Source organism: Pseudobdellovibrionaceae bacterium (assembly GCA_023898385.1).
Lineage (GTDB): Bacteria > Bdellovibrionota > Bdellovibrionia > Bdellovibrionales > UBA1609.
Map to the genome: position 1 here is coordinate 36,342 of CP060220.1, position 23,819 is coordinate 60,160.

At 46.6% G+C, this 23,819-nt stretch carries 22 protein-coding genes; 15 read left to right on the plus strand and 7 right to left on the minus strand.

Going from position 1 to position 23,819, the window contains the following annotated elements; translation table 11 throughout:
• Position 1: 1 nt before the first annotated feature.
• The gene (locus H6626_00145; GenBank protein ID USN47543.1) at positions 2-1,078 is read right to left on the minus strand and encodes a M48 family metalloprotease; all 1,077 of its coding nucleotides are present in this window, start codon (positions 1,076-1,078) and stop codon (positions 2-4) included.
• Positions 1,079-1,607: 529 nt separating this feature from the next.
• On the opposite strand from H6626_00145, the gene H6626_00150 reads away from it, so the two are divergent.
• The 5 genes from H6626_00150 to H6626_00170 all read left to right on the plus strand — a co-directional run bounded on the left by H6626_00150 (position 1,608) and on the right by H6626_00170 (position 8,938).
• Positions 1,608-2,366, plus strand: a complete 759-nt coding sequence (locus H6626_00150; GenBank protein ID USN47544.1) for a hypothetical protein — start codon at positions 1,608-1,610, stop codon at positions 2,364-2,366.
• A 2-nt stretch (positions 2,367-2,368) separates the two neighbouring features.
• Complete coding sequence (locus H6626_00155; protein USN47545.1) at positions 2,369-2,881, plus strand: hypothetical protein; 513 nt, start codon at positions 2,369-2,371, stop codon at positions 2,879-2,881.
• A 67-nt stretch (positions 2,882-2,948) separates the two neighbouring features.
• Positions 2,949-5,171 (plus strand): hypothetical protein, encoded by a 2,223-nt coding sequence (locus H6626_00160; GenBank protein USN47546.1) that lies wholly within the window; start codon positions 2,949-2,951, stop codon positions 5,169-5,171.
• Positions 5,168-5,434, plus strand: a complete 267-nt coding sequence (locus H6626_00165; GenBank protein USN47547.1) for a hypothetical protein — start codon at positions 5,168-5,170, stop codon at positions 5,432-5,434. The genes H6626_00160 and H6626_00165 overlap by 4 nt, the downstream gene beginning before the upstream one ends.
• Before the next feature lie 6 nt (positions 5,435-5,440).
• Entirely contained in the window at positions 5,441-8,938 is a 3,498-nt protein-coding gene (locus H6626_00170; GenBank protein ID USN47548.1) for a hypothetical protein, read from the plus strand.
• A 392-nt stretch (positions 8,939-9,330) separates the two neighbouring features.
• Here the strand turns inward: H6626_00170 and H6626_00175 are convergent, their stop codons facing one another.
• Complete coding sequence (locus H6626_00175) at positions 9,331-10,392, minus strand: DDE-type integrase/transposase/recombinase (GenBank protein USN47549.1); 1,062 nt, start codon at positions 10,390-10,392, stop codon at positions 9,331-9,333.
• Positions 10,393-10,601: 209 nt separating this feature from the next.
• Here H6626_00175 and H6626_00180 point away from each other — a divergent pair, with 209 nt between their 5' ends.
• The 3 genes from H6626_00180 (at position 10,602) to H6626_00190 (ending at position 13,091) form a co-directional block, all read left to right on the plus strand.
• Positions 10,602-12,389 (plus strand): right-handed parallel beta-helix repeat-containing protein, encoded by a 1,788-nt coding sequence (locus tag H6626_00180; GenBank protein USN47550.1) that lies wholly within the window; start codon positions 10,602-10,604, stop codon positions 12,387-12,389.
• Between the two features lie 221 nt (positions 12,390-12,610).
• Positions 12,611-12,862, plus strand: coding sequence for a DUF4160 domain-containing protein (locus H6626_00185; GenBank protein USN47551.1), 252 nt, complete (start codon positions 12,611-12,613; stop codon positions 12,860-12,862).
• Positions 12,849-13,091, plus strand: coding sequence for a hypothetical protein (locus H6626_00190; GenBank protein USN47552.1), 243 nt, complete (start codon positions 12,849-12,851; stop codon positions 13,089-13,091). Before H6626_00185 ends, H6626_00190 begins: the two co-directional genes overlap by 14 nt.
• Positions 13,092-13,315: 224 nt before the next feature.
• Here H6626_00190 and H6626_00195 read toward each other — a convergent pair whose 3' ends face one another.
• Positions 13,316-13,813 carry a c-type cytochrome gene (locus tag H6626_00195; GenBank protein ID USN47553.1) on the minus strand — a complete coding sequence of 166 codons (498 nt, stop codon included), beginning with the start codon at positions 13,811-13,813 and terminating at the stop codon, positions 13,316-13,318.
• Positions 13,814-13,905: 92 nt separating this feature from the next.
• Here H6626_00195 and H6626_00200 point away from each other — a divergent pair, with 92 nt between their 5' ends.
• The 6 genes from H6626_00200 (at position 13,906) to H6626_00225 (ending at position 20,419) form a co-directional block, all read left to right on the plus strand.
• Positions 13,906-15,549 carry a Na/Pi cotransporter family protein gene (locus H6626_00200; GenBank protein ID USN47554.1) on the plus strand — a complete coding sequence of 548 codons (1,644 nt, stop codon included), beginning with the start codon at positions 13,906-13,908 and terminating at the stop codon, positions 15,547-15,549.
• Positions 15,550-16,115: 566 nt separating this feature from the next.
• Positions 16,116-16,403 (plus strand): cell division protein ZapA, encoded by a 288-nt coding sequence (locus tag H6626_00205; GenBank protein ID USN48907.1) that lies wholly within the window; start codon positions 16,116-16,118, stop codon positions 16,401-16,403.
• A 20-nt stretch (positions 16,404-16,423) separates the two neighbouring features.
• Entirely contained in the window at positions 16,424-17,035 is a 612-nt protein-coding gene (locus H6626_00210; GenBank protein ID USN47555.1) for a 5-formyltetrahydrofolate cyclo-ligase, read from the plus strand.
• A 14-nt stretch (positions 17,036-17,049) separates the two neighbouring features.
• Positions 17,050-18,621, plus strand: coding sequence for a ribonuclease Y (gene rny, locus H6626_00215; GenBank protein ID USN48908.1), 1,572 nt, complete (start codon positions 17,050-17,052; stop codon positions 18,619-18,621).
• A 21-nt stretch (positions 18,622-18,642) separates the two neighbouring features.
• Positions 18,643-19,866, plus strand: a complete 1,224-nt coding sequence (locus H6626_00220) for a tyrosine--tRNA ligase (GenBank protein ID USN47556.1) — start codon at positions 18,643-18,645, stop codon at positions 19,864-19,866.
• A 1-nt stretch (position 19,867) separates the two neighbouring features.
• The gene (locus H6626_00225) at positions 19,868-20,419 is read left to right on the plus strand and encodes a (2Fe-2S)-binding protein (GenBank protein ID USN47557.1); all 552 of its coding nucleotides are present in this window, start codon (positions 19,868-19,870) and stop codon (positions 20,417-20,419) included.
• Here the strand turns inward: H6626_00225 and H6626_00230 are convergent.
• Positions 20,416-20,739 carry a hypothetical protein gene (locus H6626_00230; GenBank protein ID USN47558.1) on the minus strand — a complete coding sequence of 108 codons (324 nt, stop codon included), beginning with the start codon at positions 20,737-20,739 and terminating at the stop codon, positions 20,416-20,418. The two genes, H6626_00225 and H6626_00230, sit on opposite strands and share 4 nt — an antisense overlap.
• Before the next feature lie 102 nt (positions 20,740-20,841).
• The gene (locus H6626_00235; protein USN47559.1) at positions 20,842-21,375 is read right to left on the minus strand and encodes a hypothetical protein; all 534 of its coding nucleotides are present in this window, start codon (positions 21,373-21,375) and stop codon (positions 20,842-20,844) included.
• A gap of 138 nt (positions 21,376-21,513) precedes the next feature.
• On the opposite strand from H6626_00235, the gene H6626_00240 reads away from it, so the two are divergent.
• Positions 21,514-22,230 carry a pentapeptide repeat-containing protein gene (locus H6626_00240; protein USN47560.1) on the plus strand — a complete coding sequence of 239 codons (717 nt, stop codon included), beginning with the start codon at positions 21,514-21,516 and terminating at the stop codon, positions 22,228-22,230.
• Here the strand turns inward: H6626_00240 and erpA are convergent.
• The gene (gene erpA, locus H6626_00245) at positions 22,216-22,542 is read right to left on the minus strand and encodes an iron-sulfur cluster insertion protein ErpA (protein USN47561.1); all 327 of its coding nucleotides are present in this window, start codon (positions 22,540-22,542) and stop codon (positions 22,216-22,218) included. The genes H6626_00240 and erpA overlap by 15 nt on opposite strands.
• A gap of 125 nt (positions 22,543-22,667) precedes the next feature.
• Complete coding sequence (locus H6626_00250; GenBank protein ID USN48909.1) at positions 22,668-23,765, minus strand: cysteine desulfurase; 1,098 nt, start codon at positions 23,763-23,765, stop codon at positions 22,668-22,670.
• Between the last annotated feature and the right edge of the window lie 54 nt (positions 23,766-23,819).

Consider the following 23,819-nt stretch of genomic DNA (forward strand, 5'->3'; position numbering starts at 1 on the left):
GTTAGAGACAGACCGCTGCATCCATGCGCTTTTTTAGTGAGGGGTATTTGCGAACATTCTCTCCGTTCACGTCGTCGTCGAAGTCGCTACTCATCTGGTCGTACGTTTCCCGTGAGACTTTGTGCAGAGCCAGCAGCGCATCTTGCATCCATTCTTGGGGAAACCCTGCGCGTTTTAATAGACAGGCTCCAAAGTGATCGGCTTCCATTTCCTGGGCTGGCGCTTTTTCGCCAAATGCATCCAGTATGACGGGCATATTCCCGCTGCCAAGAACTCGCTGCAATCTTTGGGTTTGATCCCCGGTAAACATCCAGAGAAGTTCGTCCATGATTAGCTGGCTCACATGGGCTCCTGTGCTGGTCGCCAAAGAGAAAATAGATTCCACAGAGTGGCCTTGATCGCCATGGCTGATTTCATGAGCCAATACCGCTAGCAGTTGTTCGTCAGGCAGCTCCTTAACCATTTTTTCTGTTACAAAAATATTGCACCCAATATTAAAGGCATTGTTAAAACCCAACTCGATCACCTGCACTTGATAGCAGTCGCGCATTTCAGGGTCGGCGGCGTGGGGGCGAAGTTGGCGCAGCAAAGCATCGAGCTGGGGTTGTTGGGGGTGTTGTTTTGCATTTTTGATGGCGTTAATAACCAAAACAGCAAATTCAGAAGCATCTTTGTACTCGTTGGGGAGATGAGCGGTGGCTTGTTCCACTGTGTTAAGGCTTCTCCATAGTGTCAGTATAAACTTTTCGTAAGACCTTTTTATCGGCGTGGGAACTCGCTCTAAATCGCTAAATGTTTCAGGGTATCGATTGGACCAGTATTTGTAGCTGTAGGATGAGGTTTCTTTAACAAAAGAAGATACCGAACGGATGGTAGCCAAAAATTGATTGCCTATGTCCTTGCCCCATCGATCGTAGTAGTCTTCGTACATTTTTTGAGCGGCCGGTTGAATCGTATCACGCAGATAATCGTCAAAGCTCAGTGCCGTTTCTTGCCAGAAACTGAGTTTTGCCTCGGCTTTTTTTGTGTATGTTTGAAATGAAACTAACAAAATTATCAATGCAATTAAACGCCCCACCCCTGGCCCCCCTTGCCTTTTTCAAACATAGCAATTGGGTTTGGTTAGCAATAGGGCGTTGGTGGGATGGGAGGGATTTTCCAAAATCTGCATGGTTTGTTGCGTGAAAAACAAACAGACACGGGTGAAAATTACTGAAGGCTGACAGCTCCAGGGAATTCCCGTTTGCAACTCATGGCGTTAGTTGAGTCCGAGAGCGACGAAGTGGAGGGCGGCGGGCCATCGTCGTCATCCCGATGTGCATGGCGTATCCGGGTTGCAGCACGCAGTGATGCAATCCGAAGACGACATGCGGCCACTCGGGCCTGCGACGATGGCCCGCCGCCCTCCACTTCGTCGCTCTCGGACTCAACTAACGCCATGAGTTGCAAGCGGGAACTTGGTTAGGGCTTGGGTCCTTGTTTGTTGGGTCAAGGGGGCGCGCCTTGCCAGATGTTGGGCTGGCATTAGATATTATTATCGTAAAATACGATAATAATATATTGCATCGCACCGGGAAATTTAGTATGATGAAGTTTTGGAGGTGTTGATGCTGTTGGACTATTTGGTGAAATCAGAGACCCGCAAACGATTGTTGGGACTTTTTCTTAATGAAGGTCTTGAAGGATCGGTGCATAGTCTATCAAAAATCGCCAGTGCTTCCTATGCCGTCACCTATGATGAGCTTATGTCCATGAAGGCGGCCGAGCTTGTAAAGGAGGTTCAAAGGGGGCGGGCGAAGATCTTTTCATTGAATGAAGATTATTGCGAGCTCGATTTGCTTAAAAAACTCTTTGATGCTGAAAAGGCAACAAAGGTGTCGCGAGATTGGGATAAAGAATCTGTCAAAGCTAGCCTAGTGTTTTATGGCGCTCCACTTCAGGAAAAGGGCAAAAGTGTAGCGGAACTTTCTCTTGAAGAAACATTAGTGTTGGGTGTTCTTTACTCAAAACAGGAGTCCTATCTATTGCGAACACTTCCTTTGGTTTTGTGGCGGCATCGTAAAGAAGTGAGTTTTGATAGGCTTATGCATTTTGCCTTAAAGTATGACATAAAAAGGGAAGTGGGGTTTGTGCTGGATTTAACGGGAAAGTTGTCTAAGTATCGTAAGTTTTCAAAAGAAGCAGGAAAATTTGTAGACGGTAGACATAGGAAGTCGGAAAGCTTTTTTCAGAAAGCAAGAATAACTGGCGCGCAGACGACTTTGGAAGAGCTTAATACCCCCAGGCTTGCCAGAAAGTGGTTGTTTACTATGAATGTGGGGATGGATAGCTTTGAATCATTTTTTGAAAAATTTAAGGCGGTATAGCGATGAAAACTTTTGCCCGTGAGGATCTCATTAATTTCTTGCGAGTCTTAGATGTGACGTTGGCGAGTCCATTTGAAATGATTCTCATTGGTGGGACAGCTGCGGCGCTAGCTTATAACGTCAGTCGAGCCACGAGAGATATTGATGTCATAAGCCACATTGATGGGGCCCTCGATTCGTATAAAATCGCTCAAGAAAAAACGGGTTTGAAAATTCCCATTGAAGTCGTGACCGTTCATGATGCTCCTTTCGAATATGAAGGCCGTCTGATGCTGATAAAGGAATTTAAATTTCAAAACTTAGTCCTTAAGGTCCCCGAAATCCATGATCTGATCCTAATGAAAACTGTCAGAGGGTATGAGCATGATTTTGAAGTAATTGAAGAGATGATTGCGCTCAACAAAGTATCAAAGGATATTCTCAAAGAGCGAATCAAAAATGAGATGAGTCATGTGATTGGCAATCCAAAGGTGCTCAAAGTGAAATATGAAGCATTGTTGGAGTTGTTTGGCTAAGCTAACTCGTGTAGCATTCCTCCAGGGGGAAGTCGGGATCCCTACTAGCTATCGAATGAAGGGAAATATGAGGCGGTTGATTCTTTGGGTAGTGGTTGGATTTTTTGTTCTTCTGATCACTGGCATTGTTGGTCTGGCTCTTTACATTAGTAGTGAGGCGGGGTCTGAGAGACTGTTTGCCGAGTTGGTCTCTGTTGTTCAGCAAAAAACGGGTGTTCATATTAAGTCTCAGCGGCCGCGGCTGAGTTTGTTTGGTGGGATTGAAGTGAACAACTTCGCCGTCACCCACGAGGTTTCGGGGCAAATGAAGTTGGAGGCTTTTGCTGAGCGCCTTTATTTGCGTATTCAGCCCCTTTCGGTGTTTCGATCTTCGGTGGTTGTGGAATCTCTGGAAGCCGATGCTCTCACTTTAGATGTTTCGCTCTTTTCCTCAGAAAAAACGGCTGCTGATGAAGCGCCTGGCGGTGAGCCATTTCCCTTGGCCGTTGTCCTCAAAAATTTAGATTTAAATCGTATGAATATTACGGCAACACTCAATGTGGATGATCCGCAATCTCATTGGGAGATCAAGAATGCCAAGGTCAATGGATCTCTTACTTTTTTAGGTCAAAGACCAGTCACCCAAGGCTGGTCGGGAACACTCTTGTTTGCTGCCGACGGCATTGCATCGTCATTGATTCAATTTCGGCCTCGACAAGTAAATCTAGAAATCATCTCTGTGGAAGACACACATCGGGTTTCTTTTGATGTGGCTTTAAACGATGTTCATTCCTTTGGGTATGGGCTCAATGATGTTTCGGCTTCGGGGCAGGTCCTTCTCGATGAAACTTGGCCAGCTGAGGCCAAGGTGGCGGCCAGGTCTGTTCGCGGACCTCATTTGGTGGGCGAAATTGATTTTTCAACCGATATGAAAATGACTTGGGCACCCTTGGCTAAAAAACTAGATGCTCAGGGAAGCCTTTTTGTTGATGGTCACACCGCCATTGAAAATCTCAACCTTAAGGCTGATTTAAGTACAAAAACTTTTAATGCCAGTGCCTCGATGAGTGTTTATCTCAAGGATGACTGGGTTCGGCGATTTCAGCCCACACACGATTTACCCCTCTCTGTGGATAAGGTTTTGCCTACGCCGGTGGAACTACAGTTAAGTGTGCAGCAGAATGCAGTGACATCAACTTTGGGTGTTGTCGGAGGGGCTCAGTTTTCAAAAGTGGTGGTCCCGCAAAAGGGCTTGGTCACCGATGTGAAGTGGTCATTTCAAGGAGATGCGGAGTTTTCAAAGGATGGTTCGCCAAAGCTTTTCAACTTTGATTCCACCGTGGCTCACAAAGAAACGGCATTAATTGCAAAAGGTCTTGTTGTTTGGGAGCGTGGGGATCTGCAGGGGCAAGGTGACCTCACCTTAGCTTTCCCCGAGTTTTATGAAGTGATGGATGGCCACAAAATCAAAGGTGGAGTTCATATCCCGTGGACGGTTCGGCTCGAATCGAAACACGAATTATTTTTAGAAACGCAAGTGGTTTTAGGTGGTTTGCAGTTGCAAAGTAAAGACTACGGCATCGATGGACTGAATGGCGTGGTTCGAGTGAGCGAACATTTAAAAATAAAACCATCAGGCGTGGAGCTGGCCTCCACGGTGGTGCCGAACCCCTTTTCTCGAGTGGAGTATGGGCGTGTTGAGCCGCTTATTGAAAATGTTGTGCCCATTGTGATTGATCGAGTGCGTTGGCAGAAGCATGAGTTTGGCCCATTTATTGGCTACTTTTCTTTAGTGCAGAACTTGTTTGCTATACACGAGTTTGACCTCGAAGTGGGTGATGGAGAATTGGTGGGCGAGTTTTACTTTGATGGCAGGTCCAACCAGCAGCAGATTGGCCTTTTAACAAGAGCCATTGAAATTGATTTGAACCGTCTATTTCCTCGCTTTGCCACCGCAAAAAATCAAAACGACAATCAAATTAGTGGACGTGCGGGATTGGTCGTCGATATTGCCCAAAAAAACTTAGAGGGTCGAGCTGACATCACTCAAATTGGCGCCCCCCCTTTAGTCACAATGATGAACGTGTTAGACCCCGAGTTTGAGGATGAACAATTTAATAAAGCCAGATACGCTTTGTCTTTAGCGTATCCAAGTTTAGTCATGACGGATTTTCGCCAAGGCTATATGAATATGGATGTTCAACTGTCAGGGGCCCTTAACCACCGTTTTAAATTTAGAGGCATTCCCATGGGAACATTGTTTTCGCAGATAGCCTTTGGTGACAAAAACAATAAAAAGGAGACGCCATGAGGTGTTTGAAGACTTCAATATCTATAGCAATAATCATTGGCATGACTGTGCTGTCAGCATGTGCCCCTAAAATCTATGTGATGGATCGCCCCACTGTGATGGAGGAAGAAGCGTCAGGATCCTGGCCTAATTTCACCAAAGACCTAAAGAAAAACGCGTTGAGCAAGGGGCCCACGTTTTTTCCAAAAGAAAAAGAGAACAACAAAAAAGCCCGCGTTTATAACATACTCAATGGCGACCTTACCTCAAAAAATCAGGAGTAATAGCCAATGTTTCGATTTCAAAAACAGCTTGGATTGTTTCTCGTCTTTGTTTTGGCAACTGTAGCCCTAAATTGTTCAGCTTCTGCTGAAACAGAAGCCGAGCGCCACACTCGCTTGTTGCTTCGTCTTTTGCCCCTCAATAAGATCACTGTGGGCCCCTATGACAACTACCAAGGCTCGTTTGTGAAAGGTGGCCAACAGCTCCTTTTTTCTCGAAAGGTCGATCTGGCACCGCGAATATACAAATTGGATTTAAACACAGGTAAAGAGACGCCTCTTCTTGATTTAGCTTTTGACTCTAAAGATCCTCACGTCAGTAGCACGGGCGACAAGATTGTTTTTGTGTATTTTAAAAATCGAGCGAGGGGTCAGGTCTGCGTCAAGTCGATTGATTCCGCAGATGCTGAATCTTGTTTAGATCACAGCACCAAAGAGCCCGCATTCCCTGTATGGGTGGGTGAACATCAGGTGGCCTTTATTCTTCGTGATCTGGCAAAGCGAAAAAGCGAAGTGGTGCTCTGGGATTTAAAGGCGCAAAATTCAAGGGTGGTGGCCCAGGGCCATATTTCATCTTTGACCTGGTCTGAATCTCAACAAAAAATCCTTTACACATCGGATGAAGGGATAGTGGTTTCTGATGTTTCGGGTGTGTCAAAATATGATCTCAAGTTGGATTTGCCAGGAATGCCCGGTTTTCTCTCTGCGGGCGAGGACGGATATGTTTACTTCAGTCACTACCTCAGTGACACCAATAACGATCAAATTGTTGACGCCAACGACAATGCCGTCGTATTCAGACTGCCTTTGGTTGAGGCCAAAGGTGGATCTCGGTTGGTGTTTCCGGAGCCATTGACATCAGTCGAGTACAACTGCAGTTTTCCGCAAGCGGCACGGCAGTCTTTGCTGGTGACCTGTGCGTTTGAGGGAACTCTCGATATCTATGAACTTCCCCATGCGGGAATGGTGCCATCAAGTTGGGACCACCAAATTCTTGAGAATGCCAGAAAGACTAGTCGCACCTATGCCGAACGGCTATTTTTAACTCAATCGTTAATATTTCGAAATGGGACTTTTTCTGCAGAGAAGAGTCTTCAGCAGTTGATGAGCAATCACTTGCTTGCAGAGGATGGATCGGCCACGCGATATTATCTAAAACGATTGATCGAGTTATATCCAAAGACTTCGTCTCTTTACGCTCTTCTTGATGTCTATGTTCAAGGGCTGCAGTTTAAAAAGAAAGAAACTGTGGACCCACTTTCTCGGGCCTTCTCGCGAGAAGTGAGCCAATTCTTAACAAAACTGGGTGCAATAAAAGGGGTGAATAAACAGAAAAAATTAGTGCATGCCGTATTTGACCTATGGAGCGGCAATGGGACGCGGGCCGCAGCCGTGTTGAAAGATCAAGAGACTTTAAAAGTCTCTAGCACTATTGACGGGTACTTGTTGTTTCAACTTATTGAAACTTACTCTGGCCGCCGTGGTGCGGTCGCACGAGGGGTCGACTCAGGATATTTAGCGCTCATCACCACATCAGATTTACCAGAAGAGAGCCAGCTCTTCTATGCCCACCGACTTTTGACGTACATCCAAAAAAGTGAGCCTGATCTTAAAAAACGAAAGACCTTAGTGGCGCGCTTTCAAAAAAAGTGTGAGCCTGGATCCTCGGTCGAGACTCTGATGCAGGCCGAAGTGGTTTCGTTAAATATTGTTTTGACTTTGGGCTTACAAGATAAGCGAAAAGTGTACAACGACCTAGACAAGTTGATGAGCCAAACCCGGGACAACTATTACTTACGAAAAGCTTTATATGTAAGAGCTATAGCCACATTGGTTGAAGCGGACGAGTATGATATTGCCGGTTACGTCGCCACCAATTGGTTGAAGTACACAAAGCCAGTGGATACAGAATTTAGCTACGCAAAGACCCAATACATCTATTCAGTTTTTGACGAAGCCTATTCAAGCTATGGAAGTCAGAATTATCTTTTGGCCTCCAATCACTTCTTGGCAGGGCTTCGCCTAACCGATGACTTAGAGGCTCATTTCGGGTATATTCAATCGCTTTTGAAGCTAAAAAAACGACAAGAAATTGACAAACAATATGATAATTTAAAAAAGCGGTCGTTCATCGGCGACAACATAACTTATGTAGAAACGCTCTTAGAGCTACTTGATGGTGAGGAGCGGGGCACTTTAGAATCCAAGGAAGTCAGGCGGGCCGTTGATAGGCTCAATGGTTTAACTGTTGAAAACTTCTCGCCCGTATTACACCTGACCATCGGCGCCCTTTATGTTTGGCTTTTAGACAGCGAAAGTAAAGGCCTAGATTTCTCGCAAGAAGATCTGGACAAGGCTCATAAGCATTTGATGTTGGCCTTTGATTTGGGAAGAAACAATCAACGACTTCGAGCTTCGGCTTTGATAGACCTCGGTTTATTGCATCAGAGGGTGCGAAATTATTCTTTGTCGGCCCGATTTTTTGCAGATCGAAAAAAATTTGGATTTACAAGTGACGAGGAGAGGCTTGCGTTTTCATGGCTATACAGTCGGACCCTTTATTTATCGAACAATGCCAGTGGAGCCGCTGCAGAGCTTGCGGAATTGTTGTCTACCCAGCCAAAGGCGGAGGGCGATGGTTATTTGTTTGAGCGTCTGGCTTTTTATCAACAAGCCAGCGAACAATGCAAACAGTCCATTGCCAACTATGACAAGGCTTTTGCAAAACTCTTAAAGTTAGCCGATGATCAACACGAAATGAAGATGCACCTAGGGCGTGGAGTTTGTTATTTTCGTGAAGAAAAGAAAAAGCCTGCAAAAGAAGATTTCTTAAAGGTAGTTGAGATCTCAAAAACATTGGTGAGTGAGAAGCCCACAGGCGATCGACCCTTGCCATTTAGGCCAGAGCGCCAACAGTTGTTGGCTTTAGGATATTTGGCCCAATTGAGTCAGGGCGCTGAAAGTGCAGGTTACCTGGAAGAGCGAGCTCAGTTGTTGGACTTAGTGGGTGATCAAATCAACTCATTTGCTATGAAAGAAGAATCCCTTTTGGGTTTCAAAGTAAAAAACAACCTTCAGCTTGCTGAAAAAAGGCTCGAAAGCGGGCGCAACGAAGGTGCCAACAGGTATTTGGTTTTGGCCCTGCGCGATTCTTGGCGTCTTGTTGGGGATTTAGAGCAGCCGCTCAGTGTGGTGGCATTGAATGCTGTTGAAGCCTATTTGTTGCTTGCTGCTACGAAAAATTATGAAAGGTCGGGCGACGGTCACAAGTTGGCAGGCCAATTAACGTCGACGATTCAGGAGGCGTTAGTGAAGGTGCAAAAAACTCAACAGCAGCCCATTTGGGCCTTTAGGCAAACGAAGCTGGCTTTGTTGTGGGCAAAATACGAAGGGCGCAATTTAGACCAAGAGCTGACATTGCCGCAGGCGGTGTTTTTAAAGCAACAAAGCCCTGAACGTTGGCAACAGCTCAAAGAATTATCTCAGTTGTTAGCGGCTCCACTTTGAATCCACTGTTCAAGCGCGGCTTGCTCACTGGTGCTGAGATTTACAACGCCATTGATGGGGGTGTTGAAGCGAAATATACTCGCAGGAATTGCCAAAATCTAAATGGCCATGAACTGTTTCGGTCCGACTTTTCTGATTCTGGAGTTAACAATTTTGCTCTTGGTTTATGAAAGCACCTTTCGACTCTGCTGTTGGGAGCGTTCAGCTCGGGTCTTTTGGCCTGGCTTGATCTAAGAATTTGATATATTTGTTCAGAGAGGTTCACACTCAACTGTTAAGTCAACCGGTCGGTCTACTTAACTCCCCGTTATCGTTTGTGTTTTTTTTTTGGTTGCAAACAATTCTAATAACCTTTGCGCCATCTGTAGACTGCGGTTGATGGTGTCAGTGACTTAGGCTGCCTTCATGGTTGTCTCACTTTGGGTATCGGCAGCCAATAATTTTTCTTTAGCCCCGGGTTTTAGCACTTGAGGGTACTGCAAGAGGTACTCGTTAGCAGACTTCCATCCGAGAGCTTTTCGGAGCCGCCAAGAGTTTTTCCATTGGCAATACTGTTCGAGGTATTCATTAAGCTGTTCGATGTTTTGCGGTCTTGCTCGATGGAACAACTCTTCATCGTCCATGCGGTGTGAACGCTCTACAAGCCCGTTAAGCTCTTTTTCTCCTGGAGGTATGAGTCTGTGCCTGATGCCGTGTTCATCGCATAGTTCATCCAAAATATGCGGCAAAGGATCGTCGATTCGTGAGACAAATTTATTCGTAAATTCCACGCCATTGTCTGTCTGAGTGCTGGTTATCCAAAAAGGCACTGCTCTTAGTAGTTCAATCATAAAGCGTTCAGTCTCCCAGTGACCATAACCTTCATAGGCCCTCTTAAACTCCCACCTCGATGCGTGATCAACGAAGTTATAGACGTAACACTTCTTGCCGTTTTCAAGGAGCGTTGTTTGCCAATTAACATCGATCTGCGTGTGCACTCCTGGCAACTCTACCTTCACAACGGTGGTGTGGCTAGACGCCGGCTTTGCACGCCTCTTAGAGCCCACAAGGCCCGCGTTCTTCAAAAACCGATGGATACGATACAGTGACAGCTCCACTCCAAGGTAACGTTTGAGGTGGGCTTGTATCACCTCAGCGCCCCAACCACAGAGTTTGCGCCATCGCCTGATGTGATAAGCCGTCCAGCCAGTGATGTCCTGTGCTTGTCGCCCTGGTGCCTTTCTTGGCGTTAGTTTTCTGTGTCCACCCTCGAGGTAACTCTTTCTCCAGCGATAAACAGTACGGCCAGATTTACCGATTTCCAGACCCACAAGTTCATAGTCTAAGTCCGAAAGGTTGCCAGAATGTTCCCTTTTAGCTAGCTCTATCAACGCAAGTAGTCTCAAAGTGAGAATCTTATCTTTTTTTCGAAATTTCTTGGCTTCTCTTCGCAGTTTATCTAAATTAAGACGCATTGCTAACTCCTTGTTCTTCTTGGTGTTTCTTAATTTGAGACTTTAAATTTCACCAAGAAGACTTGGAGTTTTTCAAGTAAAATCAACGTTTCCCGCCATTTCACTGACAAAATCAACCGAAGCCTAAAACCTTTGCGCCATCATCCTCAAGATTTTGCTAGACGATCCGATAGATAGTGAAGGCTTTTTCCATTTTAGAGGACAATAGAATGCGAGCAGCTACAACCACATTGATACAGGCGACCTTGCGGGCATTGACCGGCCTGACAGCTCTCCCTCTGCTGTTTGGCTGTCAACTTGCTAACAACGAAATCAATGGCAGCATTAAGTCCCCGCCTCAGACCCCCGGAAGCCCAAGTCCAGTTGTTCCTCAATTAAGCTACTCCGGGGTACCTGATTACTTTGTTGCAGGTCAAAATATTGCATCTTTAACACCAACAACAAACGTTGTTAGCGGAGGGATCTATAGTGTTTCCCCGCCATTGCCTGCAGGCCTAGTATTAAATGAAGTCTCCGGTGCAATCTCAGGCGCTCCAACGAATGCATTTTCGCCAACAACATTCTCTCTCACATTGACTCACGATGGACAAACAGTAACTGACTCTATCGAGTTGGAAGCAGGCCTTTTATTTTTAGTCAATACTGTCAACGATACCAGCGACATTAACCCAGGCGACGAAATTTGCGGTGATTTTTCTGGTGACTGTTCCGTCCGTGCAGCATTTGAGGAGGGGGCGGCGCTTTCTGATATTTTGGTTGTGGTCGATGTTCCCGCGGGCAACTACGACTTGCCATCCAATCCTCTCACCATTAGCTCTCGAGTGATAATGAATGGTGCCGGACCCAGCCAAACGATCTTCGACGCCAACCCTGATGCGTCTCCCATTGAACATGTCTTCATTATTGATGCCGTGGCGGAAGCCACCCTTAGAGGTTTTGCCGCGGTCAATGCCAATATAGTCAATGGCACTAACTTCTTAGGAATATTATATTTGGGATATGGAGGGGGCATCTATAGTCAAGCCGACACTCTGAATTTAGAAAACTGCGATGTCTCTGGACATCGTGACACGCCAGGTACTCTAACGACAACCATGGGCTTAGGAATTTATTCTGCTGGATCATATCTTAACGTTGATAACTGCACAATTGACGACAATGTGTCGTCGTTGTCCGCAGGAGTCGGGTTCGCAAATGGAGGAGCAGGCATTGCTCATTTCGGAATCACCCACATCAGAAACTCTGTGATCTCGAACAACACCATGCTCAATGCCAACGACTCGACAGGGGGAGGTTTATGGTTAGATGCGGCAACAATTGAGGACTCCCAGATATTTGGTAATCGGGCAAGACTACATGGCGCTGGGATTAATGCCTCTAGTTTAACTTTGATTAATTCGCAAGTTTTTCTCAATGGCGGCAGTGGCATCGTGTTTGGGGCTGGCATACGATTAGGGAGTGGCGCCGTAAAAAATAGTGCTGTCTATGATAATTTTGGTGGCGATGCTGAAATTTACGGGGTCGATGGAACCATCGAGGTCAATAACTCCACCGTTTTTTCAAACAATACGCCCTTTGCCATAATTTCTGATGATGCCCATTTTCAAATACTTCACAGCACATTGGTTACCGATGTGAGCGTTGCACTAAACACCTCTGGGACAGGTTCTGGTACACATACACTGGGCCATTCCATTGTACATGCTATTTCAGGGGACAGTTGTGGCAATGCTTCAAGAGTCACGTCTACAGGTTATAACATTATTAACGATTTGACCTGCAACTTTTCTAGTGTTGGCGATGTGGAAAATATTGATCCTGAAGTGGGAGTCATTGCCAATAACGGCGGACCCACGTCCACCATGGCCATCAGTGCCACTAGCCCGGCTCGCAATGCCATTCCAGCTAGTAATTGCAACTTGTCGGTTGATCAAAGAGGCGAACCTCGTCCGATGGGAGGCGCATGCGACATTGGTGCGTTTGAATACGCTGAGTAGATCCACGACTGACTTTTTAAACAGCTTGGCACCGCACTGTCGCCGCAAAAGGAAACCAGGTGCCGTGGTGCCCCCTGGCGGGCGATCTTCGTTCCGCTATTATGGGTTATTTTAAAAAGCCAAGTAGTTTAAATTATTTTAATATTTCTATTTACTGGAGGACATCTTTTGGCGTTTCCGAGCCTGTTCTCTAGCTCGAAGTTGACATATATGTGCAATGTATGTATAATGTAATAATGCCGACGATCTTTGTTATTGGCCCATTTAAGATCATCATAAATACAAAAGATCACCGGCCAGCCCATGTGCACTGTGTTGGACCAGGTGTTTTTGTGATTGTTGAAATTGTGACCCAAGAAGTGATTCGTAATAAAGGGGTTTCTCCAAAGGATATTAAACGGCTGCAATTGTTTATTGAAGGAAACAAGGATGTCTTGATGAACGAATGGAGGCATTACCATGAAGAAGAATAAAGAATCTAAAAGTCTTTTAACAGATAAAGACATGAAGCCTGAAAATGTGAAAGCCAACATCACCATTCGCATTTCTGGTGAGTTGTTAAACGCTTACCGCAAAGAGGCCGAAAAGCTTGGAATTGGTTATCAGACTTTGATGCAAATTAAGCTTAAAGAAGGACTGGATCATTCTCTTGAACGGCGGCTTGAAAAACTTGAAAAGGCCTTGAAAACAAAGGCTGGCTAATGCCTTCGGCCCGACTTATCTTATTCGGGACTTAACACTTTTGTTCTAGACTTATCGTGGCAGCTCTCAACTCTACCCGTGGGAGCGTTCAGCTAGGGTTTTGGCTTTCTTACTTAATTTCATCGAGCGATCTCCTTAAGCGTTTCTTGCTTGTTTCGATCTCCTTCTGCGGTGTTTTTAAAGCAACAAAGCCCTGAGCGTTGGCAAGAGCTCAAAGAATTATCTCAGTTGTTAGCGGCTCCACTTTGAATCCACTGTTCAAGCGCGGCTTGCTCACTGGTGCTGAGATTTACAACGCCATTGATGTGGGTGTTGATCGGAGTGCAACCGCTGACGCCCCCAAAGTTGTCCTCATAGTACTGACTGCTTACAACACCCATTAAATACGATTGGCTTGGGCTGCCGGCGGCCACATTAGACAACGAACCACAAGTGCCTGAATTCGATGCCCCGCCCACGGATTGAAATAAACTGAAATAGCCAGTGCTGGTGGAAGAAAAATCCAGCGGGGCGCCTGCCACGTACCCCGATCCGCCAGGTTGGTGACAGCTGGCGCATTCAGTAGAAAACAACTTCGAATACAGCGAAGAAAACGTGGGCTCCACATCTCCGGCCGTATTTAATGGGTCCGAGCAGCGGGCTAGTAAGAGCGTAAAAGCCAAGCCAAAAAAACCTTTAACTAAAAGCCAGCCATAATTTTGCAAAGAATGAGCGTTAGGCAAAGACCCCTCCTCAATGGGATATATCAATACAGGTTTACTTATTTCACTATGACGGTGCGTGCAATCCAAGAATTTTGTGTTAGAATTTCGTTATGGGGCACTCATCTTTAGTTTTAGCCATCGCCGGTATCGCATTTTTTCTATTTGGAATGGGTTTTGCCAGTGACAATCTGCAAAAATTGGCGGCCAACCGTATTCGTGATTTGCTGACCACGCTGGGTGATCGCCCACTTTGGGGTGTGGTGGTGGGGATTTTAATGACAGTGGTCATTCAAAGCTCCGGGGCGGTGATGAGCTTATTGGTGGGCCTGGGGTCGGCCGGAGTGGTGACCTTAAGGCAGGTGATGGGGATTATCATTGGTGCCGCTATTGGGACGACTTTTACAGTTCAACTATTAAGTTTAAATATTTCAAAATACGGTCTACCCCTGTTTGCGTTTTCTTTTATTGTCTATTTTATCAGTAAAAAGCGCGTGGTTAGGCGTGTGATGAGCGTGTTCATGGGATTTGGTCTGCTGTTTTGGGGGCTAGATCTTATCGGAGTGGCCACTAGCGATTTGCGGGACGCTCGGTTTTTTGTCGATTTTTTAGATTACTTAAAGGCCAATCCTCTGGTTACGGTGTTAGTGACTTCAGTGTTTACCGCTGTGGTTCACAGTAGTGCGGCCACTATTGGATTTTCAATGTCTCTGGCGACAACGGGTTTAATCTCATTGTCTGACGCCATCTATTGGGTTTATGGGGCCAATATTGGAACTACGGCCACAGCCCTGATGGCTTCAACAGGTGGCAACTATGTGGGTCGCCAAGTGGCCTGGGCGCATTTTTTATTTAAAATTATAAGTGTAGGTATTTTCTACTTTGCCACTGATTTTTTTGCTCACCTTATTGATTTAGATAGCATTCAACGAAACGTAGCCAATGCCCACACGGCCTACAATATTATTTCAGCAATTTTGTTTTTTCCATTTATCCATATCGGTGCCCGCGTAGTAGAAAAAATGTTTCCGCCCTTAGATTCAGAAAAAGAATTTTCAACAAAATTCCTAGAACGCGGCACCTATGAAAGTCCGTCGGTGGTCATGGCCCACGCCGAGCGCGAAGTCCTTCGCATGGGTGACATTGTGTATTCGATGGTTCGAGATTCACTTAAACTCTTTGAAAGGGAAGATCCGGACCTGTTTGAAAAAATCAAAAAACGCGACAACCGCGTGGACCTTTTAAACAAAGAGATAAGTCTGTATCTCACCTCTTTCATAGAAAATTCGGAGAGCCTGTTGCAGGGCCAGGTGATTCAAATAGTATCCTTTGCCGCCGACCTAGAGAGTGCCGCGGACGTGGTAGACAATAGCTTGATTGAACTGGCCAACAAAAAGCACGCCTTAAAGCTTGAGTTCACAAAAGAAGCCTGGGAGGGCTTGCGCCACCTGCATAAACTGGTGGTTGAAGAAGTGGAGCTTTCACTCAGCGCCTTTCAGCGAAGGGACACCGAGCTGGCCTCAAAAGTTATTTACCTCAAGCGCGAGGTAAGGAAAGTGGAAAAAGCCCTGCGAGAGGGGCACTTTTCAAGACTCATAGAGGGCCGCCGCGAATCCATAAATACTAGCTCCATCCACCTTGATGTATTGCACGAATATCGCCGAATAGCCGGACTAGCGGCCAACCACGTGTACGGTGTCCTTAAAGACAACGATCCATACAACATTATGCCTCGTAGGGAACCCAACCAAACCTAAAGGGGGAGGTGAGGGGTTCGCCAAATAAGTTAAAAAAGTTCTAAATCAAGTAAAAGGGGCGCATCAGGAAGGTGGCGATCATCCGATATCAGATATTGGGTTGGGCGGATCAACCTGAGAGTGATTAGCCAAAACTCTGAACCAGCAGGGCTGGAGACACGTCAAAAAAAATCCGAACACCCAGAACCAAGACGGAAGTTAGTCGTTGTAGACACAGGGCAGGAGTGGAGAGAGAGGGAGGGAGGGCGGCTGAGGGGGGCCGGGAGCCATGGGATCGGCCATCACGATGTGCATTGCGTATCCGGGTTGCGGCACGCAAGTGACGCAATCCGAAGACGCAATGCGGCCACTCGTGCCGGCCGATCCCATGGCTCCCGGCCCCCCTCAGCCGCCCTCCCTCTCTCTCCATTCCGTTCGAACCAGCACCCCCAACCCTCCTTATCACTGATGCGGTGTTTCTGCAGGTGGAGAAGTCCTAGCTCCTTGGGTTCCCATAGGTTATTAATATTCTTTGAGAATTTTTCGGATTTTGAGGAATTGTGGAAGAGTCATCGAAAAACCTATATATGGTTGAAATCGCCGGCTTGCCAATGAAGTTGCGCTCGTCGCATGACGAAGAAACAGTGAAGCAACTGGCCGCTATGGTTGATGAAAAAGTGAAAGAAGCCCTGGATATTGGAAAAAACGTATCTTTCCAAAACGCACTTTTATTGGCCTCCCTACATATTGCCGAGGAGCTGATCATATTAAAAAGAACAGCTCTGGGCGAGTTAGATCGCATTGAATCACGAACCCAACAACTCCTCACTGATCTGGAAGACTCTCCTGTAGCACGAATTAGATTAGATAACTAATTCTAGGAAGAGTTTGAATTTTGACAGAAGACAGATCCTTAACTCCATTGCGAGACAAGAGTGTTTTGCGAAAACACTATCAGAGAGTGCGCAACGATTTTGCGGCCACTCCTGAGGCCAAAGCGGCGTGTGCGCAACTGGTGACCCATCTTAGAAAAGTGTTACCAAACAAGGCAGGCCTTTGTGCGAGCTACCTGAATAAGAGCGGTGAGGCCAGCTTGGAGGACTTTCACCGTCAGCCTGAGGGTTGGCAGTTGGCAGTGCCTCGGGTCGATGGTGATGATCTGGATTTTTTCCTGTTCGATTCTGAGGCCGATATGCCGGTCAATCGTTGGGGAATTCGAGAGCCGCGCCCAGAGGGGTCGCAGGCTGTGGATTTGTCCCAGTGCCAAGTGGTTTTGGTGCCGGGTGTGGCCTTTGATATTTTTGGACATCGACTGGGGCATGGAAGGGGTTTCTATGATCGGGCGTTGGCCAAATATTCGGGTTTAAAAGTGGGTGTGGCTTTTGAAGTTCAAATTGATGAAAAGCCGTTGCCGGCAGATAGCCACGATGTGGTTATGGATTGGATTGTCACTGAAAAGCGAACGATTCAAACACAGCCGGCGGCAGGTGTTGAAAGGATGGTTTAAAAATGGATAGCTCAATGGTTTTAACGGGCGTGATTGGCCTGTTAGCGGGAGCGGTTTTTGGCGTTTTAGGTCTCTATATTTATCGACAAATGCTCGATGAAAAAGTCCGCGATTTTGCAAAAGTGGAAGCAGACCGCATTATGAGTAAGGCCAAATCTAACGCCAATCGTTTAGAAAGAGATGCTCAGAAAAAAGCCAAAGACTTTGAGGTGAGAGCTCGACGTAATGCCGAAAACGACATTCGTAAAGAGAAGCAAAAGATCCAGCAGGTCGAAGGGCAGTTGAAGAACAAAGAGTCCCGGCTAGAAAAAGAGTATCAGAAAAAAGCTGAGACCTTGCAGTCAAAGCTGGGTGAAACAGATGAGCGAGAACAGCGCCTAGAAATTGCTGAGCAGCGAATAAAAGACCTCGAAAAACAAACCACGGGCAAGATCAATGAGTTGCAAGAAAAACTAGAGGCCGTGGCCAACATGAGCACGGACCAAGCCCGGCACGAGTTAAAGACGGCCCTTGAAGAGGACGCGCGCCGAGAAGCTTCTCAAAAGCTTTCCCATATTGAAGAAGAGGCCCTCAAAGAGGCCAATAAAAAAGCCCGCCAGATTCTTTCAACAGCCCTGGCTCGCTATGCCAGTGAAGTCACTACCGAGCGAACGGTGACGAGCCTTCCGCTTTCGGGCGATGAGATGAAGGGAAAGATCATCGGCCGTGAGGGGCGAAATATTCGGGCCCTCGAAGCGGCTTGTGGTGTCGATATTATTATTGATGAAACGCCGGACTCAGTGATGGTTTCTAGTTTTGACCCGGTTCGCCGCGAAGTGGGACGCCGGACTTTGCTTAAGCTTATGGACGACGGGCGTGTACATCCTGCACGCATTGAAGAGGTGGTGGATAAGGTTAAAAAAGAACTGCTTCGGGATATCAAAGAGGATGGCGAAAAGGCTTGTTTTGATTTGGGTATCCCCAATGTGCACCCAGAGATTTTGAACCTGCTTGGAAGTCTTAAATACCGCAGTTCGGCTACGCAAAATCTATATGAACACAGTTTAGAAGTGGGATATGTGGCGGGTTTAATGGCCGCTGAAATCGGGGCTGATGTGAAGTTGGCAAGGCGAGCGGGATTGTTGCACGACATTGGCAAATCCATTGACCATACTGTTGAAGGCAGTCATGCCATTGTCGGCGCTGATTTTGCGCGTCGACATGGTGAAACCGATCAGGTTGTGCATGCCATTCGGGCTCACCATGGTGAAGAAGAGCCACAGTCAGTGACAGCTCACATCGTGCAAGCGGCCAATGAGTTTTCAAAAGCCCGACCTGGGGCTCGACGGTCTTCGATGCAAAATTTCATTCGTCGATTGGAAGACTTAGAATCTATTGGCAATAGTTTTGATGGCGTAGAGCGCACGTTTGCTATTCAATCGGGTAAAGAAATTCGAGTGCTTGTGGATAGCGGTAAGATCACGGATGACCAATCTGTGATGTTAAGCCGAGATATTGCTAGAAAGATTGAGCGTGAGTTGAACTATCCTGGGCAAATTAAAGTGAATGTTGTGCGAGAGACACGAATGGTGGAGCACGCTCGATAAGATCGTAAGGTGGTATTTGAATTGTTTCCGTTAAAACCTGAAGAACAACTTCGAGAAATTAAACTGGGATCCGTTGATTTGGTTTCTGAGGCTGAACTGTTGGCCAAATTGAAAAAGAGCTATGAGACAAAAACGCCACTACGGGTGAAGGCCGGCTTTGATCCCTCTCGTCCGGATTTACATTTAGGGCATGTGGTTTTAATCAATAAAATGCGGCAGCTGCAAAATCTTGGTCACCACGTCATGTTTCTTATTGGTGATTTTACCGGGTTAATAGGTGACCCCACCGGTAAAAATGAAACTCGCCCAGCTCTCACCGAAGAAGAAGTGCAGGAGAACGCCAAAACCTATGCTCGACAAGTGTTTAAGGTATTAGATCCAGAGAGAACCGAGGTCTTGTACAATTCGCAGTGGATGGGCCAATTGACGGCCACGGATTTTATTCGGCTAGTGGCTCAATACAATGTGGCTCGAATGCTTGAGAGAGATGATTTTAACAAACGCTTTAAAGGTGGCGAGTCCATTGCTATTCACGAGTTCTTATATCCATTGGTTCAAGGTTATGACTCTGTGGCGATGAAGGCCGATCTTGAGCTGGGTGGCACAGATCAACGGTTTAATTTGTTGGTGGGGCGTGACATACAAAAAGCTTACGGCGTTTCACAGCAATGTATATTAACAATGCCCATTCTTGAAGGCCTAGATGGCGTTCAAAAAATGTCAAAGAGCCTTAATAATTATATCGCAGTAGAAGATTCCCCAACTGAGATGTTTGGTAAAACCATGCGGCTTTCAGATGAACTAATGGTTCGCTATTACGAACTTTTAGGCGACATGACTGCAGACTCCTTGGCACAGTTTAAAAAAGATCTATCTATTGGAAAAAAGCATCCCCGCGATGCGAAAGCAGATCTGGCCAAAAGTTTTGTCGCGCGCTTTCATTCGTCAGAAGCCGCGACAAAGGCCGAAGAAGAATTTAATCGAATGTTTCAACAAAAAGGGCTGCCCGATGAAATGCCTGAGGTGGTTCTTTCGGCCCAAGACTCCATGGGGTTATGTCAATTGATTGTGGCGGCCGGACTGGCTAAGTCCAACGGTGAAGCCCGTCGGTTGGTTGAGGGGCGTGCCATAGAGCGGGACGGAGAAAAACTTTTGGACCCAAAAATGTTTATGAGTTTGTCATCGGGTGAAGAATTTGTGTTGAAGGCGGGCAAGAAGAGATTTGCAAAGGTGAAGGTGAGCTGACGTGAAGGTGAAGTTTGTTCCCCAAAACGTAGAATTTGAGATCGCTCCAAATCAGTCGGTGATGGACCTGGCCCATGAAAACGGATTGCCGATCAAATCGGTTTGTAATGGAGTGCCCTCGTGTGCTGAATGTCGCGTGAAGATCGTAGAGGGTGATCACAATGTGTTGCCGCCATCGAATAAAGAGTTAAGTCTTATTGGCAGTGGCTACTTTTTGGATCAAAGACGGCTTTCCTGCCAGTTGCAGGTCTTCGGTGATATCACTGTGGATTTAAGTGAACAGATGAATAAAGTCCAAGATGTGGGTAAGCGCCGGCCTCAGGGCGGAGTGGCCAAATCGGACACCGAAGAGTCCTACGCCGTGCAAGGAAGCCTTATAGAAGAAGATGCCGATCTAATGGCTCAATCAGAAAATTTGGTAAAAGAAGAAACTGTCGCGGCTCAACGATCAGCCCCCTCTGGTGACGGAAAATCAGGTCCGTCCAGAGGCAACGACCGCCAAGACTCGCGAAAGCGACGAAACCGTCGTCGCCCGCGTCGGCGCAAAGATTAGTGTAAATAGCGACTGTAAAACGGAGAGTCTGCATTGATGTCTTCTGTAAGCATCAACGCCACTGCTTTTCGTTGACCGATTTCATCTGCAAAAGACCGCTCAAGGGAGTGTAGTACATTGGTGAGGTCTTCGCCATCGGCCTGCACATCAAAGAAAAAAGCATCATTTTTAACCTGGAGCACGAGCTTGTGATTGCTGTTATCTTTGTCTGGCCATTGTCTGACCTCAAGCAATATAGCGGTTTGAGGCGTACGGCTTTGCAGACGGTGAACGAACTCTTCAAGTCGCTTTGCCATAGCTTGATCTATAACTACATTCATAAAACCTTAACCTCCGCTATTAAATGTGGGGCCGTTTTTGAATATGTCAAAAATCTAATTTGATTAACTATTTCAGATAGTTACTGTTTTTCAGTGCGATCGTTAATAAACGTAAGCTATGCGCGACAAAATGGTCACAAAGCTATCCACCACAGTCACATCACTGCCAGAAAGCTGCTTTTTAACGGGTAAACCGTAATAATAGCGAACTTGAAACCCCGCCACAAACTGGCTACTCAGGTCGAAATCGATTCCGGCACCTCCGCCAAGACCCACGCCGTTAGCTGCGGCCGTGTCTGTGCCTGATGTTAAAGAATTCAAGATCAGCGTCATACCACCTGTGTAGCTTAAATAAATATTTCGAAAGGCCTCATAGTAGTTTGAGATATTAATTCCTAAACCCGTATGAGTGAGGTCGCCGGCACTGCTGGACAGAAAATCCATCTCATACACGAGGTCATCGCTAAACATATAGGCAAAATGCAGACCATATCCAATCCCATTGCCACCAGCAGCCAGTGCTCCTTGAGGCATAAAGTTTCCAGCTAAAACCCCGAACCGAAAATCGTTTTCAGCAATACCATGGGCCTGCATGGTGGCGGAGACGATGAAGAGACCAACGATGAAACGTAACAAGGGAGACTCCTTCTGTGTAATGCGATGCAACTAAGACAAAAATCCAGAACACCTCGATTTTATTTTCGGATCTGGCCTCAAGTCAATGCCGGGGTTGGCCGATGGTGACATTGTCTATTGAGCTTTTGGAGGAATGAAATGCTACGAATAGTTCTAGAAAAAACACTTCGTCTAATTTTGATCACACTCGGCGTAGCGCTGATGTATCCAGGCAACGCCATGGGAAAGACCCCAGCAGAGGCTAAATCAAAAAATGATTTGGGTTTTCGGTTTCAATGGGATGAACCCAGCAAAACTGGCGTGTGCAAAAATGACCGCGGGGAAGAGGGTTATAATCCACACTTCGTAGGGCCATGTGGCGATATGCGGGGTATGAAGTTGGGTCGAGTGAAATTAAATGGCGCCGATCTTTCAGGCGCTATCCTTGATGGTCTTGATTTAAGAAATGCCCAACTCAATGGGGCCATTCTGGTTGGTGTAAAAGCTAGAGGTACTGATTTTTCAAAAGCCTATCTCAACGGCGCAAAACTTTATTCTGCTGATGTGAGCGGTGCAGTCCTTGATCGCACAGAACTCAATGGCGCTTATCTAGATAACGCCGATCTCAGCGGTGCCGTAGTTATTCATGCGCAAATGCATGGGGCGCAAATGAGTCATGCAAATCTTGCGGGAACTAAAATTAATTCGCCCATGGACACCGCCAATGTGCGTGGCGCCATAGTGGCCATCGGTACGGAGCTTCCTTTTGGAATCAAAGAAGCCAGTGCTCGCGGAATGTACGGAATGAACATTCAAGGTCTAGCTGATTATAAAACGGTAGAAAAGAATCGTTTGCCCGCTTCAAACGGCAAATGAAGATCCACAACCACAGGTTTTAGTGGCATTGGGGTTTGAAAACACAAACCCCTGACCGTTTAAGCCGCCTTCATAATCTAAAGTCATACCTAAAAGATAAAGTAGGCTTTCGCTGTCTACGACAACTTTTTCGCCGCTTGACTCAAAGGTTTTGTCTTTATCGCCTGTTTGCGTGTCGAATTCCATTTTATACGAAAAACCAGAGCAGCCCCCGCGCTTCACCTTCACTCGCAAGAAGGCTTCAGGTTGAGCTCCTTCTTCGGCTTTTAACGAAGTAATTTTTTTTGCAGCAGTTTCACTGATTTGAATCATAGGGTCTCCATTTAAAAACACCTGTGGTTTCGCACAAACGTCGAAAATAGTATAGCACAACCGTCAATTTCTGGCGAGATGGCCCGAGAGAGTGTCTAACTATGCGAAATCTTTTAAGAGTTTCGCTACTGTGGGTGAGGCATTTGCACAATGGCTGCGGCCAGGGCGTCCACATCTTGCACTGAGGTTTCGCGTCCCAGCCCGATGCGAATGGTGGATCGGGCCAGATCTTCAGGCAGCCCAATGGCTTGAAGCACATGGCTCGGTTCGGTGCAGGCCGAATTACAGGCTGAGCTAGAGCTGATTGCAAAGTTTCTGAGGTGCTGAGAAATAATCTCAGGTGAAACGCCTTGAAAGGCAAAACTCGCGTTATTGCAAAGTCGCAGTGTGGGGTGCCCATTTAAACGAGCCTTCGGCACTTCAGAAAGAATTTTTTGAATCAGCCGATCTCGAAGCTGAGTGATGCGGCTGGATTCTTGATGTTGTTCGTGTTGATAAATTTCACAGGCTTGGCCGAGGCCTACAATGGCGGGCACATTCAATGTGCCTGGGCGCAATCCGAATTCTTGAGTGCCGCCAAAAATAATGGGTTTCAGTGGCGCGTCTGATTTTTTGTAGAGAGCGCCAATGCCCTTGGGGCCGTAGATTTTGTGTCCAGAGATGGACATAAAATCCACGTCTAGATCAGAAACGCGAAGTGGCATTTTGCCAACAGCTTGTGCGGCATCCAGGTGGTACAAGACATTACAATTTTTAACTACCTTCCCGATTTCATCCACGGGATTGATAGATCCTATTTCATTGTTGGCCATAATAATGCTAACCAATCGCGTGTGGGGTCTGAGGGCCGCACTCACCTGGTCGGGTTGCACTTGACCGTAGCGGTTCACCGGCAGGTAGGTGATTTCAATTCCGCGCCCACTCAAGGCTTGGCACGTGTTTATAGTGGCTTTGTGTTCCGCATTTGTGGTGATGATATGGATGGGATCATCGCTATCCATAAATTCTTCCACAACCCCTTGCAGAACCATGTTGATGCTTTCAGTAGCGCCACTTGTGAAAAACACTTCCTCTGGGGAGGCATCGATCAGTCGGGCCACATGGCTGCGAGCTCTTTCGACGGCGGATCGCGCCTGCCATCCAAAGCGATGGTTATCGCTTGAGGCATTTCCAAATTCTTTACAAAAGTAGGGGAGCATGGCCTCTAAAACGCGAGTATCCATGGGAGTTGTGGCGTTGTAGTCAAAATAACTATGAAGGTGGGGAGATGTGTGGGT